At 36.1% G+C, this 17,641-nt stretch carries 19 protein-coding genes; 2 read left to right on the forward strand and 17 right to left on the reverse strand.

Translation table 11 applies throughout. From position 1 onward, the window contains the following. Positions 1-44: 44 nt before the first annotated feature. The 5 genes from F3D3_RS17990 to F3D3_RS18010 all read right to left on the reverse strand — a co-directional run bounded on the left by F3D3_RS17990 (position 45) and on the right by F3D3_RS18010 (position 5,205). Positions 45-1,310 (reverse strand): carbohydrate-binding domain-containing protein, encoded by a 1,266-nt coding sequence (locus F3D3_RS17990; protein WP_069875841.1) that lies wholly within the window; start codon positions 1,308-1,310, stop codon positions 45-47. Between the two features lie 42 nt (positions 1,311-1,352). Further along, positions 1,353-2,033: a DUF4956 domain-containing protein gene (locus F3D3_RS17995; protein WP_069875842.1), complete on the reverse strand. Its 681-nt coding sequence runs from the start codon at positions 2,031-2,033 to the stop codon at positions 1,353-1,355. A gap of 14 nt (positions 2,034-2,047) precedes the next feature. Continuing rightward, on the reverse strand, positions 2,048-2,809 hold the full coding sequence (locus tag F3D3_RS18000; RefSeq protein WP_069875843.1) for a polyphosphate polymerase domain-containing protein: 762 nt from the start codon (positions 2,807-2,809) through the stop codon (positions 2,048-2,050). 208 nt (positions 2,810-3,017) lie between these two features. After that, entirely contained in the window at positions 3,018-4,538 is a 1,521-nt protein-coding gene (locus F3D3_RS18005) for a HAMP domain-containing sensor histidine kinase (RefSeq protein ID WP_069875844.1), read from the reverse strand. After that, entirely contained in the window at positions 4,528-5,205 is a 678-nt protein-coding gene (locus tag F3D3_RS18010) for a response regulator transcription factor (protein ID WP_069875880.1), read from the reverse strand. Before F3D3_RS18010 ends, F3D3_RS18005 begins: the two co-directional genes overlap by 11 nt. Positions 5,206-5,392: 187 nt before the next feature. Between F3D3_RS18010 and F3D3_RS18015 the strand changes: the two genes are divergently transcribed. Beyond that, entirely contained in the window at positions 5,393-5,956 is a 564-nt protein-coding gene (locus F3D3_RS18015) for a TetR-like C-terminal domain-containing protein (RefSeq protein WP_069875845.1), read from the forward strand. 206 nt (positions 5,957-6,162) lie between these two features. On the opposite strand, the gene F3D3_RS18020 is transcribed toward F3D3_RS18015, so the two are convergent. Together F3D3_RS18020 and F3D3_RS18025 are read right to left on the reverse strand one after the other, a co-directional pair. Continuing rightward, positions 6,163-6,636, reverse strand: coding sequence for a hypothetical protein (locus tag F3D3_RS18020; RefSeq protein WP_175438423.1), 474 nt, complete (start codon positions 6,634-6,636; stop codon positions 6,163-6,165). A 146-nt stretch (positions 6,637-6,782) separates the two neighbouring features. Further along, positions 6,783-7,205 (reverse strand): hypothetical protein, encoded by a 423-nt coding sequence (locus tag F3D3_RS18025; RefSeq protein WP_069875847.1) that lies wholly within the window; start codon positions 7,203-7,205, stop codon positions 6,783-6,785. Positions 7,206-7,647: 442 nt separating this feature from the next. Between F3D3_RS18025 and F3D3_RS18030 the strand changes: the two genes are divergently transcribed. Continuing rightward, complete coding sequence (locus F3D3_RS18030) at positions 7,648-8,127, forward strand: prolyl-tRNA synthetase associated domain-containing protein (RefSeq protein WP_069875848.1); 480 nt, start codon at positions 7,648-7,650, stop codon at positions 8,125-8,127. A gap of 261 nt (positions 8,128-8,388) precedes the next feature. On the opposite strand, the gene F3D3_RS18035 is transcribed toward F3D3_RS18030, so the two are convergent. From F3D3_RS18035 to F3D3_RS18080, 10 genes are all read right to left on the reverse strand, one after another. After that, positions 8,389-8,964, reverse strand: a complete 576-nt coding sequence (locus F3D3_RS18035; protein ID WP_069875849.1) for a helix-turn-helix domain-containing protein — start codon at positions 8,962-8,964, stop codon at positions 8,389-8,391. A gap of 41 nt (positions 8,965-9,005) precedes the next feature. Then, positions 9,006-9,527: a QueT transporter family protein gene (locus tag F3D3_RS18040; protein ID WP_069875850.1), complete on the reverse strand. Its 522-nt coding sequence runs from the start codon at positions 9,525-9,527 to the stop codon at positions 9,006-9,008. Continuing rightward, entirely contained in the window at positions 9,520-10,221 is a 702-nt protein-coding gene (locus F3D3_RS18045; protein WP_069875881.1) for a radical SAM protein, read from the reverse strand. Before F3D3_RS18045 ends, F3D3_RS18040 begins: the two co-directional genes overlap by 8 nt. 102 nt (positions 10,222-10,323) lie before the next feature. Further along, complete coding sequence (purB, locus tag F3D3_RS18050; protein WP_069875851.1) at positions 10,324-11,754, reverse strand: adenylosuccinate lyase; 1,431 nt, start codon at positions 11,752-11,754, stop codon at positions 10,324-10,326. 166 nt (positions 11,755-11,920) lie between these two features. Next, complete coding sequence (locus F3D3_RS18055; protein WP_069875852.1) at positions 11,921-12,181, reverse strand: stage V sporulation protein S; 261 nt, start codon at positions 12,179-12,181, stop codon at positions 11,921-11,923. A gap of 14 nt (positions 12,182-12,195) precedes the next feature. Beyond that, positions 12,196-12,462 (reverse strand): stage V sporulation protein S, encoded by a 267-nt coding sequence (locus F3D3_RS18060; protein ID WP_069875853.1) that lies wholly within the window; start codon positions 12,460-12,462, stop codon positions 12,196-12,198. 485 nt (positions 12,463-12,947) lie between these two features. Beyond that, complete coding sequence (gene rny, locus F3D3_RS18065; protein ID WP_374700089.1) at positions 12,948-14,504, reverse strand: ribonuclease Y; 1,557 nt, start codon at positions 14,502-14,504, stop codon at positions 12,948-12,950. 228 nt (positions 14,505-14,732) lie between these two features. Beyond that, positions 14,733-15,503 carry a sirohydrochlorin cobaltochelatase gene (locus F3D3_RS18070; RefSeq protein ID WP_069875855.1) on the reverse strand — a complete coding sequence of 257 codons (771 nt, stop codon included), beginning with the start codon at positions 15,501-15,503 and terminating at the stop codon, positions 14,733-14,735. A 154-nt stretch (positions 15,504-15,657) separates the two neighbouring features. Beyond that, the gene (locus tag F3D3_RS18075) at positions 15,658-16,785 is read right to left on the reverse strand and encodes an ABC transporter substrate-binding protein (RefSeq protein WP_069875856.1); all 1,128 of its coding nucleotides are present in this window, start codon (positions 16,783-16,785) and stop codon (positions 15,658-15,660) included. Between the two features lie 77 nt (positions 16,786-16,862). Beyond that, positions 16,863-17,639, reverse strand: a complete 777-nt coding sequence (locus tag F3D3_RS18080; RefSeq protein WP_069875857.1) for an ABC transporter ATP-binding protein — start codon at positions 17,637-17,639, stop codon at positions 16,863-16,865. Positions 17,640-17,641: the final 2 nt, after the last annotated feature.

Raw genomic sequence — 17,641 nt, forward strand, 5'->3', positions numbered from 1 at the left:
TATACCTATATTACACCGTTTGGTCTCATTTGAAAACACTTTATCTATTGTCCGTTGGAATTATCATTCTTATTATTCATTGGAATTTTTTCCCCCTCTGGTGGTGTCCTCTCGCCTTCTGGCAAACCCTCTGGTGGTGTAAATTCACCCTCTTCTGGTGCCTTTGCACCATCGGTACTGCTTCGACCCGATCTGCCGCCCCTATTGCCGCCCATTCCTTTCGATTCACCAATTGTTGTACTCACCTCTGATATTACAAAACTTTCAGCCGCTTTATCGGTTCTAATAAGATTATATGTTTGCCCTGTTTTGATTGAATCTGTACTGATCAGAACTGATGAAGCCGCTTCCTCTAATGTGGTATTAAAAAGTATGTTGCCAGCTTCATCTGTTAATGTAATCTCTTCATGAGCTGTAAATGGGTCATATATCCAAATGACATTTTGAGTGGCGCTTGTATCTGTTTTGATACTCATGTTGCCACCTGATGCGACTAATGTACCGCCATTAATGGTAAACTTATAGGCGCCACCATCACCTATATCCACTGGTCCATTAGCATTATTACCCGCACTGACCTTTATATAACCGCCATTTATAGTCAAATCACCATTTGAATCAATGCCATCGCCTCCAGAATTTGCAATTATAGTCCCACCATTTATAACGATACCATCGCCTGCATTTAAAGCATCGTCTACGGCTTCTATATTAATGATCCCACCATTGATGGTCAAAATATCGTTACTTTCAATACCTTCTTGATAATTTCCAAAGATATTTAACGTGCCTTCACCACTTATGGTCATATCGTCACCACTAAAAAGTGGCGCTTCGTGTTCTTCTTCTTTCCCACCATCACTCAATGTATTCACAGTATTCTCCACGAGTAAAATATAGGTGTGCTCTGCATCTAAAGTCAAGATTGCTGGACCACTGCTGTTGGTAATGTCTACGCCATCGAGTTCCAGCGTAAACGTTTCGTGCTTACCCTCTAATAGGATCTGACCCTCTCTGAGCGTCCCGCTGATATTATAAACCCCACCTTTGGTAATATGAATAACTTGATCTGTTACAGTGATCCCTTCTTGGTCACCTTCTATAACGATCTCATCACCCAGTTTTATGAGCGCTGAATTTTCATAAGCAGTCTCAACGGATACACGTTCCCCATCTTGATCTTTTAACGCCCCTATGGGGGTTGCATTTCCATTTGAACAACCTGATATAACCATTGCTATAATCATCGTTAAAATGAAAACGACCAAAGCTTTATTTTTGCCTTTATTAAATGAATTAAATAGATTCATGTGATGCCTCCTCTTAAATTTATAATGGTTCATTTATTTTTTTTAAAAATCACTTAAATTTGCACCCGCCTGAAGTGTGATGTTCAAATTGCCATTTCTACATCTCAACGCGTCAATAAAATGTTTTTCATCAACATGCGATTTGAGTAAAACGCTATACTCGAGTTCGTAAAGGCTTCCAAGTTCTATGGTCTTTGTTTTCATAAGTTTATGCGACACTGTATTTTCAATAAAAACACTTTCAAATACAGATTCATATGAAACGTCTTCTGGAATCACTATTTTAAGTTTTTGCAGTGTTATGTTCGATGCGCCAAATCTGAATTTAGTAAGTGCAAACATGATAAAACTTAAAAAGAGTGCAATAACAATACCGTAAGAGATGAGTCCCATACCACATGCGAGCCCAACTGCCATGGAAAAGAGTACAAATGTGATATCCTTTGAATCCCCTGGAGCACTTCTAAAACGGATGATTGAAAACGCACCTGCTAAACTAAAAGCACTGGCAATATTGCTGCCTACTAAAAATATGATTGCACCCACCACAGGTGGCAACATGACTAACGTCAAAGCGAAACTTTGCGAGTGTGACTCGCCTGCATGACTTTTTATATAGACTAGGCTGATTAAAAGGCCCATAAAAAAAGCAATGGATATTGAAATTAAGAGTTCGCCCATTGTGAGGACATCGTTTTGTATTGTAAATAATAAATCTAACATGGATGGTATTCTCCTTATGCAATCTTGTCAAATATCAGTGTCTCGTATCCTCGCGCATTTTTTAGGATGAGCTGATGTTCCTTATTATAAGCATTTCCATATTTTGAAAAGCTCGTTGGATAGATATTGTAATGTGTCAAAATTTGACTTAGCCATAAAGGCATATTATGTGCCGCTTTGATTTCCATAAGATAATATCCCGAATTAACCAATGGCTTTCCATGAATCCCCGCTTCAAAATTAAGATTATCTATTCTGTAACAAATATTGGAATCAAAAGAAATTCTGAGATCCTGTGTAGTCTTACTAAAATAGGCTATTCTATCATATGAGATATACATGCTTGGAAAGAGGTCATATCTTTTAATCATGTAATCAATTTCTTTGATAACTTGCGGATTCATATCATCTTGAGCTTTTCTTTGATTTTCCTTGATCATAAAATCATATGCTTCATTTGCCTTAACGGAAGTACGCCGTTTATTGACGATGCCGTTAACTTTTTTCTTGATTTCAACATATATTTTTGTATCGGGATTTGGCACGCCATATGCTCTAAGTCTCAATTTTTCTTTGTATTTTGGTTTTGCTAATGAATTTTTAATGAGTTGATGATCTACTGTATCATAATAAATATTCGAAATTTTATAGGGATGTCCCTTTTGATTATAAACATCCTTATCCAGATATTCACTAAAATGTTCTAAAAGCATTTTATAAGTAACCTCATCTATCATGTATTTATTCTCGTAACGGTTAAAAACTTCAATTGCCATAATGTTCAACTCCTTTTGTAATTTCTAAGTTAAGTTTAATACTGTTATGTGATAGATTCGTGATAGAAATGATGATATTGTGTGAAAGTTTAGTGAAAATCATTGTGATTTAAAATAAAAAAAATCACTTCTTTTACCAAAATCAAGGTTCATACCTCTCAACTGATAAAAAAAGTGATTCGTTTAATCCTATGCAGCAATTCGTATTTTAAGCGAACTCATTGTCTGTCCACTTATTTTCAAATGGCAATTCAAACCAAAAAGTACTGCCTTGTTTAGGTATGCTTTCTACCGAAAAAGTGGCATGATGAAGTTCTAAAATTTGTTTGACAATGGAAAGACCAAGGCCTGTGCTTTTTATTTTATCACTTGGTGTACGCGATTTGTAGTAGCGATCCCAAATATGGGGCAGGTCTTCGTCGAAAATCCCAACACCGTTATCTTTTACTTCAAAACGAATGCTCTGATTTTTCATAAAAAGCTTAATGTGTATTTTACCGGATTCATCAGTGTAGTTGATGGCATTTCCGATCAAGTTATACAAAACCCTTTCAATATGTGTCCGATCCGCATTAATAAAAAGTGATTCTTCAATATAGGTTTCAATGAAATAAGGCTCATGTTCGCTCAGAAGTTCAAATCTAGACACAGTCTCTTTTAATAATGCACTTAAGGAAAAATATGCTTTATTAAGTGGCGCAGTCCTCGATTGTAGCGATGAAAGGTCTAAAATATCATTGACCAGTTCCGCAAGCCGATCTGCCTCGTCCACAATAACTTTTAAATGTTTCTCACGTTTAACAGGCTGGTTGCCTGAAATATCTCTAATCATCTCAGCATAAGCCTTAATCATGGTCAGCGGTGTCCTGAAGTCATGCGATATATTGGCAATAAGCTCTTGCCTTAGGCCTTCAATCTTTGATAGTTCAACGCCAGCTTCTTCAAGAGTCGTGGCGAGCTCATCAATTTCTGAATAAGACCCTTTTGTAAATGATAATGCGTATTCTCCTTTCGAAAGGAACTTGGATTTCTCATTTATTTCCAATATAGGTTTTGCGACTTTTTTGGAAATAAAATACCCCACAAATAAACTGCATATAAGCGCACCAAAGGTAACGTATATAAGTTGTTTTTTTAAGATCACAATGGTAGCATCAACGGGTGGCATTGGTGAACTCATATAGAGCACGATAGCTTCAAATTTTACACCATAGATAAATGTGTCTCCATCAAATTTTTCTTGTGCCATCGTATAGGCGATTCGTTCTTTTTCGCTGAGTTTTAGCCGATTTAAAAAATCATCATAGTCTCTTGGCAGTGGTCTAACTTGGTCAAATGGATTGTCAGCGGGGTTCTCCAAGGCATTATTGGGTGGATTACTAGGCGGACTATCTGGTGGTGGATCTGATGTATCATTTGGTTGTCTCCATAAACCACCAGCGCTATGTTCATCAGAAGTAAACAGAACTTCACCAGCATCCGTTGTAATATAGATTAAGATCGAATTCTTAAATGAAATATCGTCTATTGTTGTTTGAAAATCTTCTGCACCGTATTCAGAGATAATGCTATCAGCAAGTTTAGAGATGTTCTGCTTTTTCATGCTTTCAAAAAAACTGTTCAGGAAGACAATCTGAAAAATCCAAAGCATCGCCACAATAAAAATAGAGAATGCGGTGAAATAAAGCCACATTTTGAAATTGATTGATTTTCGATTTTTAAAATTCAAATTTATATCCCACCCCACGTATGGTTACAATCAAATCACGATAGTCTCCAAGTGAATTTCGAAGCATTTTAATATGGGTATCCACTGTACGATCATCGCCATAGTAGTCGTAGCCCCAAACAGAATTTAAAAGTTGTTCCCTGCTGAAGGCGATATTTTTGTTTTCCGCCAATTGAATCAAAAGTTCATATTCTTTAGGTGTTAATTCGATGCGTTTATCATCTACGTGAACCACATGCCCAGCTCTGTCGATGACAAGCCCTCTAAAGATCATCAGCCCACTACTCAAATCTTCTTTCATCGAGAGCTTTCCACGCTTTAAAATAACATTAATCCGCGCCATGATTTCTTTTGGAGAAAAGGGCTTGACGACATAATCATCTATTCCCATCTCAAATCCAAAGAGTTTATCATATTCTTCACCCCTTGCAGATAGCATGAGAATCGGTGTTTCAAGTGTTTTTCGCAGCGCTTTCACCGTGGAAAATCCATCAAGTTTTGGCATCATAACATCTATAATGATGATGTTAAAATCCGTCTGTTTACATTTTTCTATCGCCTCATGACCATCAGAAGCCTCTTCAACCAAGTACCCTTCAAACTCTGCATATTCTCTAATCACTTCTCTAATATGTTTTTCATCGTCTACAATGAGTAATTTAATCATGATGTCTCCTCTATTTCGTTTTGTCACTCTATCCCATATTGACTGAGTTTTTTCATTATTTTGTTTTTGGGTTTTAAAAATCATACCATAGTCAAAACCGTTTGTCATGAATGTTATATAAAATCTATTGCCAACATGATAAAATATAATCACCCTATAAATCCGCAGAATGACAAGGAGTATTCACATGTCCAATCATACAAAAGAACAGCTTGCTTGCAGCCTAAAAAAAATGATGTCTAAAACCTGTATGGATCATATTACCGTTAAAGATTTGGTAGCAGATTGCGGCATAAATCGTCAGACTTTTTACTACCATTTTCAAGATATCTATGATTTATTAGGGTATATTTTTAGATCTGAAGCACTGGAGTCCATCGTGGATTACAAGACCTATGATACTTGGCAACTGGGTTTTCTAAAGATATTTCAATACGCTGAAAACAACCGAGCGTTTTGCTTAAGTACTGTCAACTCACTGGGTAGAGATCATCTGGAAATATTTTTAAATCAACAGGTTTTTGATTTACTTTTAGGTGTTGTCAATGAACTTGCTGGTGAACTTCCCATCAGAGATGAAGAAAAAAACTTTATTGCGCGCTTTTACACTTATGGATTTGTAAATTTAATGCTTGAATGGCTTAAGTCTGGTACAAAGGAAGAACCCAAAGCCATTATTGATAAGTTGAGTAAACTGGTGGATGGTGATATCTCAAGAGCCATTGATAAATATATTAAGTCCAAAACATAAGCACATATAAATAAAAAAGAGAACTCTGAAAGCTTAGGATTTACGCCCGCACCACTCTTTAGAGTTCTTTTTATCTGTATTATACTGAGTATAACGTAGTGCTATCAAAACGTATACTCAGTCCGCTTCGCTACTTTCATAACACTTGCACAATCCCAACGGATTGCATTCAGCGGGAGTTTCTGAATCAGGGATATGCTATTAACTCAATTATTAAACATACTCCCATAATTAAAAATTTTCTCATGATCAATTTTCCGCTGTCCATTTTCTTTAATAATAATGGATTGATTAGACTCCGTATAAACCTTACCATCACTTGCCTGTATTTGTAATGTGTAATTGATGATAAATCGATCCTTTTCTGAATCATATACAAATTTATCAAATTTAATCTCTTTAAATTGTAAACTGATTTTCGGATTTGCTTTAACAAAATCTACATATAGAGACCCTATTCTATTTCCATAAAATTCCATAAAAGATTCTTCAGTGAAAAAATTCTTATAAGTATCCATATATACGATTTGATCCTCAAAATCAGCTATCGCATAGCTCTCACTGTCAACACTAACGGTACAAAGCTGTTGCTTATACGATTTTAACATGGACTTGATCATAACACGATCGATAACCTTAAATTGAATGATTAGCCCTACGACAATTAAAACGATTGACAAAAGGGCTATGTATTTAATGTATGCCTTTTTTATAGAAATATCCACCTTTCGAGATGTCTTATAAATTACTAAGTGATAGGTTCCTTATGCAATATAAAATCATTGTCTGCCAATCACTTTATTTTGCCAGACAATGATTTCGTCTATTATTTAATATGCATCTTTATGCGTCCTTCAGAATTGTTTTCCTTTACTTCAGATGTATCTACGGACTCAAGTTCTTTTTTCAATCGGCATCGGTCACAATATTTACCAAACCCAATTTTTGTACCACACATGAGACAATGATTGCCTACTTTGTCCGTATTGAGCGACAATCGCCCTTCATCAACGTACTTTAGAATTTGTCTGGCGGTTATCTCGATATCCATTTCTGCCAATATGTCTATAATCCCTTGTGGCGAAATATCTGGATTATCATAGACGACGTCCCGAGTAGCTTGAAATTTATCGCGCTCTGGATCGCCAGTACTTTTAAAATGTCGAGTGGACAACGCACAAGCACTGCATATTTTACTATCCCCTTCATCACCAAAGAACCGGCCACATTGTTCACATTTTCTAAGCATTTTATCCTCCCCTAATACTTTATTATATTAAAATTGATTCAACTCATCAAAGCGTATACTCAGTCCGCTTCGCTACCTTCTTAACACTTGCACAATCCTATCGGATTGCATTCAGTGGAAGTTTGGACTCCCACTGAATTAGGAATATGAACCCCACTTAAAGAAGTGAGGGACATCTCCTCAAGGGTTATAATGGGAAACTTTAATCATTGCCCGTCAAAACTAATGCTTTATAGCAAATGGTCTTTATACATGCTAAAAAGATCAGCTCGCACCATACCATTATTATATCATATTTTCTAGATAATTCACTTATCCCTTAGCCCTTATCAAGATTCTATCAGATTATGCCTTAAGAATATAAGTTAATCTACCTTCTATTCTAGCAAATGCTTATTTAAAATGTTAAAATGATTAAAAATTAAAAAACACGAGGTGTGGCATGCAATACGTATACGATGTTCTTGATGCTCTCCATATCCAATACAAGGTTTATCAACATCCTCCTGTCTATACCGTCGATGATGTCGATAAACTATCACTTGAATTTGAGGGCAAAGGCTGCAAAAATCTATTTCTAAAAGACAATAATGGTAAAAAACATTTTTTGATTGTAGTTGAAGATCATAAACGCGTTGACTTAAATCAGCTTTCTAAAGATCATGAATTGGGTCGAATTGGATTTGCCTCTGAAAATCGGCTTATGAAATATTTAGGACTATTACCTGGGGCAGTTTCTCCCTTTGGCATCATCAACGATACAAGCGGTGAAGTAATTGTCATCGTGGACAAGGATTTACTTTCAGAAAACTTACTGACTTTCCACCCTAACATCAATACTGCAACCGTTGAACTGAAAACAAGCGATTTTGTTAAATTCCTTGAAAGCCGTAAAAACACGGTTTACTACTGGACACTCTGACCGAGTATAAGCTTTGATATTTACATTTATACCCATAGGTCATCGGAAATTATCATAAAAGTATAAAAAAATGTCATGAATCTTTAACCTAGATTCATGACGTTTTTATCCGTCTTATGCGTTTCATTTTGCAAAAGCTCAATAAGTGGGCTCACATGCCCCCATTCACAGTAGCATTTTAGAAAATAATAAGAAAACCGTACTCATACCCATGTGCGCATTTCTATCAGATAAAAATTTATTTTGCAGATTACCGTTCTATTATAAATTATACCGCCAGAGTTCATGGTTAGTACAGTAAAAATAGAAAGTTCCACCCTGCATTCTAGGCAGTCTAATCTCAGAACTCTGCTCTGGATACATCCGAATGAAAAGTATACGATCTATCCCTATATATGCAAAAAAAGATATATAATGCTCTTTTTCCATAGGATGATTAAACGTTATATGGTAATCATATTCCACTTTACTAATAGTGATTTTATGTGCATCATCCATAGTTTTAGCCACTAATGCTTCTAATTTTCGACCACAGCAAGCGATTTCGGATACTCCAGTGCTATGAATAATATTGTTGCAATTTGGGCACACATAAAATTTAATGTGCTTCATATTACCACCATTTAATTCATTTAAATCCATATTTCCAGATAATATTGAATCCATATTTATACCCAATATGTGCGAAAGCGCTTTCAAAAGTGTGACATCCGGACAGCCCATGCCACGCTCCCATTTCGAAATAGTTTTGTCACTGATATGCATTGCATCAGCAACTTCTTTTTGAGTCATTTTTTTTTCTTTTCGTAAACTCAATATGAAAAAATACTGCTCCATAAAAAAACCGTTTGAGTCGATCCGCCCAAACGGTTTTTTGCTTACTTATAGGAATACTTGCTAAATTTAAGAAGTTTTACGACACCTTCGTTTTTAGTAATCCAGCTGAATATTGGCACACCTGCCAGTGTAATGACGACGAATTCGCCGACCGCCACCATTATTGTCCAAAACCAAAAAGATTCTTTTGCGCCTAAGACGATTGCGATTTCAAAAGCCACAATGAAACTGAAAATAGCTGGCCATAAGCTTGCAATCACAAGACTTTTAAGATTATTTCCAAACCACTTTCTAGTTTTTACAATCATCAGCAAACTCACTAATGAGGCTAAAGAACCAAAAAGAGCATCGATAATACCAAATGGGCCCAATAGATTCGCCATAAAACACCCAATAACAAGCCCAGGTATATAAAGCGGATCAATAAATGCTAATAAAACCATGACTTCAGATACTCTAAACTGGATTGCTTCATAACTTAAAAGGTAAAATGCAAAGGTAATCACAACATAGAGTGATGCCACCACAGCTGTTCTAACTAAAAAATTGGTTTTGTTATTCATGTTTTATGCCCCCTACACCGAAGTCGGTATTGTGCCAAAGAATTTCAAGGAACGGATTCACTTCTAAATGCAAATAAGTCTCTTTAAACCACTGTATCAATTCGGGATCAGATTTTATCTGAGTCGAATTATCTTGATAAATATTGATACACCCTTGTTTAAAATACTTTAGAAGAATCTGAATATCGCTTTGAATCATTTCACGAGTTTGTCCCTTTATGCCAACCATCAAACATATTGAAGAAAAATAGTTTGAAACTGCCTCAGGGTCTTTAAAAGTCACCCCTTTTTTAAGCACTTTGTTCCTAAAATAATCATCAAATGTTTCTATACCACATTTGAAAGTAATTGGGATCTTAAAATATGAGCGCATTTCTTCTAATCTATCCCGATACATATAATGACTTTCTAAATACAAATGTTCAATCTGCTTTTCTTCAATGATTAATTTAATGTCTCTAAGAGTATCCTCTGGCAATTCAAAGCAACTTCCTGAATTGATCACTTCCAGTGTATGATGCTTGCCTGTAATTTTTTTTAATACTGATTGATTAAGCGTTACTATTTCAAGTTCATCTTCCGAATTATCATGAATATAGTCACAAAAAGTACAAATCCCCCATTGACATCTCCTAGATTTTAACAGGACAATTTCACGGGGGTTTTTTTGATCAATAACGCTGTAACGTTCTATTGACATATTTATCAACCCCTTGTTTTTTATAGTGGGTACCAAGGAAACACTCTTAAAGACGAAATTAATTATAACACATCTGATAAACATGTAAAGTCTTTTTTATACTTTCAGCGCAATATTTGTGCCTAAATCAGTTGCATGTGCTTCTCTAATCGGCATGACGTGCTTTATAATAAACGCATCGACCTGTTCAGGACTTCTACCGATATAATCCGATGGATTCAATAATGTTTTAATATCTTCATCCGATAAATTAAAAGCAGGATCCATTGAAATACGCTCCAAAAGATCATTATCAAGTCCAAGTTCTTTCACCATACGGCCTGCTTCCATAGAATGGACGCGAATCGCCTCATGCATTTTTTGTCTATCGCCGCCCTTTTTTACAGCTTCCATAATGATGTTTTCAGTTGCCATAAAAGGCAATTCTGCCATCACGTGTTTTTCAATGACTTTTTCATAGACCACAAGTCCCGTCGTCACATTATTGGCAATATCAAGACACGCATCTATTGCTAAAAAACTCTCTGGTATCGCTAGGCGCTTATTAGCACTGTCATCAAGTGTTCTTTCAAACCATTGTGTCGCTGCAACGAGTTGAGGACTTGAAGCCAATGACAAGACATATTTGCATAGAGATGAAATTCTTTCACTTCTCATAGGATTTCTTTTATAAGCCATTGCCGAGGAGCCAATTTGGTTCTTCTCAAAGGGTTCTTCAATTTCTTTTAAAGATTGTAATAATCTGAGATCATTTGTCATCTTATGGAGGCTCATCGCTACACCTGAGAGAACGCCAAGTACTTTCGCATCAATCTTTCGTGTATAAGTCTGTCCAGTAACGGATAAAGTTTCTTTAAAGCCCATTTTAATGGCAACCATTTCATCGAGTTGACTCACTTTAGCATGATCATTCTCAAATAAATTAAGAAAGGAAGCTTGAGTTCCAGTGGTGCCTTTAGCCCCCCTCATCTTCATTTGATCCATGAGAATACAAACATCTTCATAGTCCATGACCAAGTCCATTAACCAAAGAGCTGCTCTTTTACCTACTGTGGTGAGCTGTGCCGGTTGATAATGTGTAAATCCAAGTGTTGGTATATCTTTCGTTTCTTCTGCAAAATGTCCTAATTTATCTATGAGTACTGCTAGTTTCTTTTTAACAATGTCAAGGGCCTCTTTCATAACAATAAGATCCGTATTATCGCCTACATAAGCACTTGTAGCCCCTAGATGAATGATTGGCATTGCATTTGGACACTGTTCTCCAAAAGCATGTATATGTGCCATCACATCATGTCTAACTTCTTTTTCGAATTCGGCTGCTCGTTTAAAATCAATATTGTATATATTTTTTTTCATTTCTTCAATTTGAAGATCCGTTATATTTAAGCCTAATTCTTTTTCGGATTCAGCAAGTGCAATCCATAATTTTCTCCAAGTTGAAAATTTCTTCACAGGTGAAAATTGTTTAAGCATCTCTTCGCTTGAATATCTTTCAATTAAAGGATTTTGATAATTTTCGTACATCTTTTACCTCCAAATTGGATCAAAGCCCTTTAAAATCCGAACTATTTATCCAACATCTTATTTTTCATACATCTTCGTTATCAATTATAGACTAATTTTATTTAGGGCGCAACTTAAAAAAAAGAGCACACAGGCTCTTTTTGAAATTAAGCATTCTAATTTTAATTTATCTAGGTTGAACAATGAGTTTAATTGCGGTTCTTTCTTCACCGTCAATAATAATATCTGCAAAAGCAGGAATACAAACTAGGTCAATCCCTGAGGGAGATACAAATCCTCTTGCTATTGCAATCGCCTTTATAGATTGATTAATTGCCCCCGCTCCAACTGCCTGTATTTCAGCGCTTCCATGTTCTCTTATAACACCTGCTAAAGCACCAGCAACTGAGTTTGGATTTGATTTTGAAGAAACTTTTAATACTTCCATGAGCATTGCCTCCTTTAAATATTGTGCTTTTGAATAATCAATTTAATAGCAGTACGTTCCTCACCGTTGATCATAACCTCAGTAAAAGCGGGAATGAAATTCAAATCTACACCACTTGGTGCCATAAAGCCTCTAGCTATGGCAATGGCCTTAACCGATTGGTTAAGAGCACCAGCCCCAACCGCTTGAATTTCTGCGCTTCCTTTTTCTCTAATAATGCCCGCAAGCGCACCAGCTACAGCATTAGGATTTGAATGACTTGCTACTTTTAGTACTTCCATTTCTGTTATCCTCCTTACTGCTAATAGAGTTCGTTCTAATGATTCTAATTATGTAAAAATATACCCGATGTTATGAGGGTTAAACAAATTCATTTTAGGGTAGGTCAAAACCACTTCGCGGGGCGCGTTTTGCTGCGCGAAAACGCTGCCTGCGCTACTAAAAGATTATGGATACTTTTTGACCTTCGGTCAAAACCACTTCGCTTAACGCGTTTTGCTGCGCGAAAACGCTGCCTGCGCTACTAAAAGATTATGGATACTTTTTGACCTTTGGTCAAAACCACTTCGCTTAACGCGTTTTGCTGCGCGAAAACGCTGCCTGCGCTACTAAAAGATTATGGATACTTTTTGACCTTCGGTCAAAACCACTTCGCTTAACGCGTTTTGCTGCGCGAAAACGCTGCCTGCGCTACGTTAGTTTAGTTTAACTAAAAAGAAGAATTCCTAAGAATTCTTCTTTACATCCATCACAGTTCTATTATATCTTATTTTGCAAAGTCAGTTACCCTAGATTCTCGAATGACATGTACTTTAATTTGTCCTGGGTAATCCAAGTCTGCTTCAATTTTTTTACTGATTTCTCTTGCTAATAAAAACATATCATCATCGTTTACTTTTTCTGGATATACTACTACACGAACTTCTCTACCTGCTTGGATTGCAAAGGATTTTTCAACACCTTCGTATCCATTTGCAATGCTTTCTAAAGATTCTAATCTCTTGATATAAGTGTCAAGAGTTTCTCTTCTTGCTCCTGGTCTAGCAGCGGATAACGCGTCTGCAGCAGTCACTAAAATTGCCTCAACTGTTTCAGGTTCGTAATCTCCGTGATGCGTACTCATTGCATGAATTACAGCTTTTGATTCACGGTATTTCTTTAAAATTTGCATTCCAAGTTCAATATGTGTGCCCTCAAGATCATGGTCCACAGCCTTACCGATGTCATGCAACAATCCAGCACGTTTTGCAATTTTAACATCTGCACCAATTTCTGCAGCCATTAAACCCGCTAAGTGTGCTACCTCAATAGAATGTCTTAATACGTTCTGTCCGTAACTCGTTCTAAACCTTAAGCGTCCTACCAATTTTATAATTTCGGGATGTAGATTATGAATACCAATATCAAAGGTTGCGTTCTCACCTTCAGTTTTAATAATTTGATCAATTTCTTTTTTTGATTTTTCTACCATTTCTTCGATTCTTGCTGGATGAATTCTGCCATCAATAATCAATTTTTCAAGTGCTACTCTTGCAATTTCTCTTCTGATAGGATCAAAAGAGGATAAAATAACAGCTTCTGGTGTATCATCGATGATTAAATCTACTCCTGTGAGTGTTTCTAATGCACGGATGTTTCTACCTTCTCTACCGATAATTCTACCTTTCATCTCATCATTAGGTAAATTGACAAGAGATACGGTGCTCTCTACAACGTAATCCGCTGCACATTTTTGAACTGCATAAGCCAAAATATCTTTAGCCTTTTTATTTGCTTCTTCTTTTGCTTTTGACTCAATATCTTTGATTAAGATAACAGACTCATGCTTTACTTCTTTCTCAACATCTGAAAGAAGTTGAGCTTTCGCTTCTTCAATAGTCAATTCAGAAATTCGTTCTAATTCCTTGATTTGATTTGAGTAAAGTAATTCAGCTTCTTGCTCTCTATTTTCAATAGTTTTAAGCTTGACCGCCAACTTTTCTTCTTTAGATTCAAGTGTATTTGCTTTTTTCTCTAAAGATTCTTCTTTTTGAAGATTTCTTCTTTCAAGTTTTTGAATTTCTAAACGACGATCCTTTGTTTCCTTGTCTATCTCTTTTCTAATTTGGAGTACTTCTTCTTTTGCTTCAAGGACTTTTTCCTTTTTGACGGATTCAGCTGATTTTGCAGCTTCAGCAATAATCTCTTTTGCTTTAAATTCAGCACTTAATATTGCTTTCTCAGCTGTATTTTTTCTGACTATATAACCGACTCCAAAACCACCTGCGCCCAGAACAGCTCCAATAATTACTACGAGAAATACTGGCACGCTAATGTCGTTCACCCCCTTATATGTTTGTTATAAGATCAGCAACTCAATCTTATTATATATAGGCCAATTTTAAGATACACCTATACGATTATTTTATATTTTTTTTAACAAACTGTCAAGATGCGCACGAGCTGAAAGCGGTTGAAACAACGATTATTTCAGCATTTTGATCCTCATCAAACTCACGAACACGCTATTTTAATTAATTATATTTGTTTGCTTCCTACTTACAACCTAATTTTAAAGAAATTCACTAAGATGTTTATAGTATAATGCTTGAATGCCCCTATATTCTCCAAGGCCCTTCACAACGCATTTGACTCCTATTCCATTTTGTTCAAATAGAGATTTCCAACTATCTGATTCACTTGAGGCCATATCGTTTATGGCGTGATCTCCAGCTACAAACATAAGAGGCGTTAAAATCACTTTTTTATAGCCTTTTTTCTTTATCAACTCAATAACGGTTTCAACTTCTGGATAACCTTCTACCGTTCCAACAAATATATGTTCGTGCCCACTTGCCTTTGCAATATAATCAAGCGCTGGGTATACTGAATTGACATAATGCTCTGTGCCATGACCCATTAAGACCAATGCAGTTTCCTGATCGGTTTCAAACGCATCTCCTAATATTTTTATTACCCTCATCATATCTTCCGTGTTCGCAAGAAGTGGTGTACTAACTTTAAGTTTCTCAAATTTATGTTCAAACTGTATTACTGTTTGCGTTATTTTTTCAAACTCAATTCCATAAATCAAATGTGTTGGCTGTATCACTACGCGCTTTATCCCCTTTTGATGCATTTTATCCAGCGCCATTTCCACACTGTCTACTTCGACATTTCTTTTTTTAAGGATTCTTCTGACGACGGCACTGGTGTAGGCATGATAAAGTTCATGTTCTGGACACTTTTCTTTTATAAAGGTTTCAAGACCTATAATATTTTGCTGTCTTGTTTCTTCGTAACTTGTCCCGAAACTCGTAATAAGAATTGCAGTTTTTTCCATTTTTATTCTCCTTAATCTAAGCTTAGAGTGTCAAAAACCAGTTTCACCCCCTCTACCCAATTCTGTATTGCATACTATCCATAAGTGCCTCATAGGTAGAGAAGCTTATAACTTTTGATTTTTCTTTTGACAGTCTAACCCTCTAATATGATTTCTACAACGCTATCTCTGGATAAAGCAATTCAAACATCATCTTATATGATTCGTTATACTTATGATTGGGGCGATTGTGAAACAGATTGGTTGGCATAAAATAGACTTTGCCATTCTTAACAGCCTCTAAACTCTCCCAAACTGGATTTCCCAAAAAATGTGAATCTAGAATTTCACGTGCCTCTTCTTCAGAACCAATACATTGAACAAAAATCATATCTGGGTTCATAGATAAAATGGTTTCAAGGTCAATATCAACCCTCACCGTTGTAGATTCTCCAGACATCTCATTCGCAACATTGACGGCATGCAGTTGTTCAATAATTACACCCATATCTGATGACACAAGATTGGCACTAATGGAATCCGTTTTGGGCAGTATTGAGAGCACTCTTGGTGTATTTTCTATTGGCGCAAGGTCAATTATAGTTGCAATTTCCTCAGCAGTTTTATTGGCAATCGAATTCCACAATTCTGGTTTAGAATTAATATTGCAAAACACCTTAAACCACTTCAAATAGTCTCCTACACCACTATAAGTAATCGCTATTACAGGAATGTTTGCCGCTTCAGCGGGTGCCGAAATAGTTGAATAACCACTCATTGCAGTTGAACATATGATCAAATCAGGTTGTTCCGCTAAAATAGCTTCAACATCCCAATTTTTAGCAGATGAAGATGTTGAAATTGTCACCACACCTTCATCCTCTAAAAAATTGCGCCCTATTTGTTCTTCGTAGAGCGCTATTGCACTCTTGCCACCAATTCCGATACGCACAGTCCCCCCAGCTTCAGTCCAAAGACATGCATGACTTCCATACAAAACAGCCACCTTTTGGGGATTTTTTGGAATGGCAATTTCAGCTCTTCCTGAGTCATCCTTAAAGATCACCTCAATATCTGTAACTTGAACCTCATCTGCGGCTTTAAGCAGCTCACTTTGAGTTAGGCTCACCTCTTCTGAAACTTCAACAGGCGCATTTGCATTTACAGGCTCTTTTACCTCTGTAGTCGGTTTAGCTGCTACAACTTCAGCATTACCTATTTCGCTTTTTTCAGCATTACACCCAGACAAGATCAGAATGCTGAATAAAAAAATGAACATTAATTTCAAACTATTTTTATACATGGTTTTTTGCCTCTCTTTTTATATGATTTTTATTACAAGCTTCCTTCTCAAGAAAGAAGACATATAAATCAGTGCATTTATCTCTTTTCTGGAATTATAAACGGGCATGCATTGCGATTATCCTCGTAGATTTGAGCTTTAATGTTAAAAATATCTGACAATCGTTCTTCAGTAATCACAAATCTAGGATCACCATAAGCATAAATCTTTTTATCTTTAATAGAAAACAAATGCTGGGAATATCGTGCTGCCAAATTAATGTCATGCAATACCATAATAATTGTAATATTCAATTTTTCTCCAAGTGATTTGATCAATTCCATTATTTCAAGTTGGTATCCGATATCCAAATAAGTGATGGGCTCATCTAATATGAGAATTTCCGGTTCTTGACATATGGTCATAGCAATCCATGCCCTTTGTCTCTCGCCACCGGACAAATGATCCAGTGTTCTATCTTCCAAATTTTTTAGCCCTGTTAAATTTAATGTATTCTGAATAACTTCACGATCTTGCTCACTCAAACCCTTTCCAAATTGTCGGTACGGATATCTGCCATATGACACAAGCGTTTTAACATCAATATCAGAAGGCGAATAATGAATCTGTGGTAAATAGGCAATTTTTTTAGCCAATTCTTTTGGACGATAATGATCTAAAGGCTTATTTTTAAATACAACTTCACCCTTTTTAGGACTCACCGCTCTTGAAATTGTTTTTAGAAGACTTGTTTTACCACAACCATTGGCACCAATAATCGTGGTTGTCTTTCCCCTTGGAAAGTCCATTGTAATATCATTTACGATTTCTTTTTCGCCATATCGAATACTGATATTCTTGAATCCAAAATACATAT

This window comes from Fusibacter sp. 3D3 (assembly GCF_001748365.1).
Classification (GTDB): domain Bacteria; phylum Bacillota; class Clostridia; order Peptostreptococcales; family Acidaminobacteraceae; genus Fusibacter_A.

Coding starts and splice junctions, on each gene's coding strand:
- F3D3_RS17990 (WP_069875841.1), bottom strand. CDS start 1,310: ATGAATCTATTTAATTCATTTAATAAAGGCAAAAATAAAGCTTTGGTC.
- F3D3_RS17995 (WP_069875842.1), bottom strand. CDS start 2,033: ATGTTAGATTTATTATTTACAATACAAAACGATGTCCTCACAATGGGC.
- F3D3_RS18000 (WP_069875843.1), bottom strand. CDS start 2,809: ATGGCAATTGAAGTTTTTAACCGTTACGAGAATAAATACATGATAGAT.
- F3D3_RS18010 (WP_069875880.1), bottom strand. CDS start 5,205: ATGATTAAATTACTCATTGTAGACGATGAAAAACATATTAGAGAAGTG.
- F3D3_RS18015 (WP_069875845.1), top strand. CDS start 5,393: ATGTCCAATCATACAAAAGAACAGCTTGCTTGCAGCCTAAAAAAAATG.
- F3D3_RS18025 (WP_069875847.1), bottom strand. CDS start 7,205: ATGCTTAGAAAATGTGAACAATGTGGCCGGTTCTTTGGTGATGAAGGG.
- F3D3_RS18030 (WP_069875848.1), top strand. CDS start 7,648: ATGCAATACGTATACGATGTTCTTGATGCTCTCCATATCCAATACAAG.
- F3D3_RS18035 (WP_069875849.1), bottom strand. CDS start 8,964: ATGGAGCAGTATTTTTTCATATTGAGTTTACGAAAAGAAAAAAAAATG.
- F3D3_RS18040 (WP_069875850.1), bottom strand. CDS start 9,527: ATGAATAACAAAACCAATTTTTTAGTTAGAACAGCTGTGGTGGCATCA.
- purB (WP_069875851.1), bottom strand. CDS start 11,754: ATGTACGAAAATTATCAAAATCCTTTAATTGAAAGATATTCAAGCGAA.
- F3D3_RS18055 (WP_069875852.1), bottom strand. CDS start 12,181: ATGGAAGTATTAAAAGTTTCTTCAAAATCAAATCCAAACTCAGTTGCT.
- F3D3_RS18060 (WP_069875853.1), bottom strand. CDS start 12,462: ATGGAAGTACTAAAAGTAGCAAGTCATTCAAATCCTAATGCTGTAGCT.
- F3D3_RS18070 (WP_069875855.1), bottom strand. CDS start 15,503: ATGGAAAAAACTGCAATTCTTATTACGAGTTTCGGGACAAGTTACGAA.
- F3D3_RS18075 (WP_069875856.1), bottom strand. CDS start 16,785: ATGTATAAAAATAGTTTGAAATTAATGTTCATTTTTTTATTCAGCATT.
- F3D3_RS18080 (WP_069875857.1), bottom strand. CDS start 17,639: ATGTATTTTGGATTCAAGAATATCAGTATTCGATATGGCGAAAAAGAA.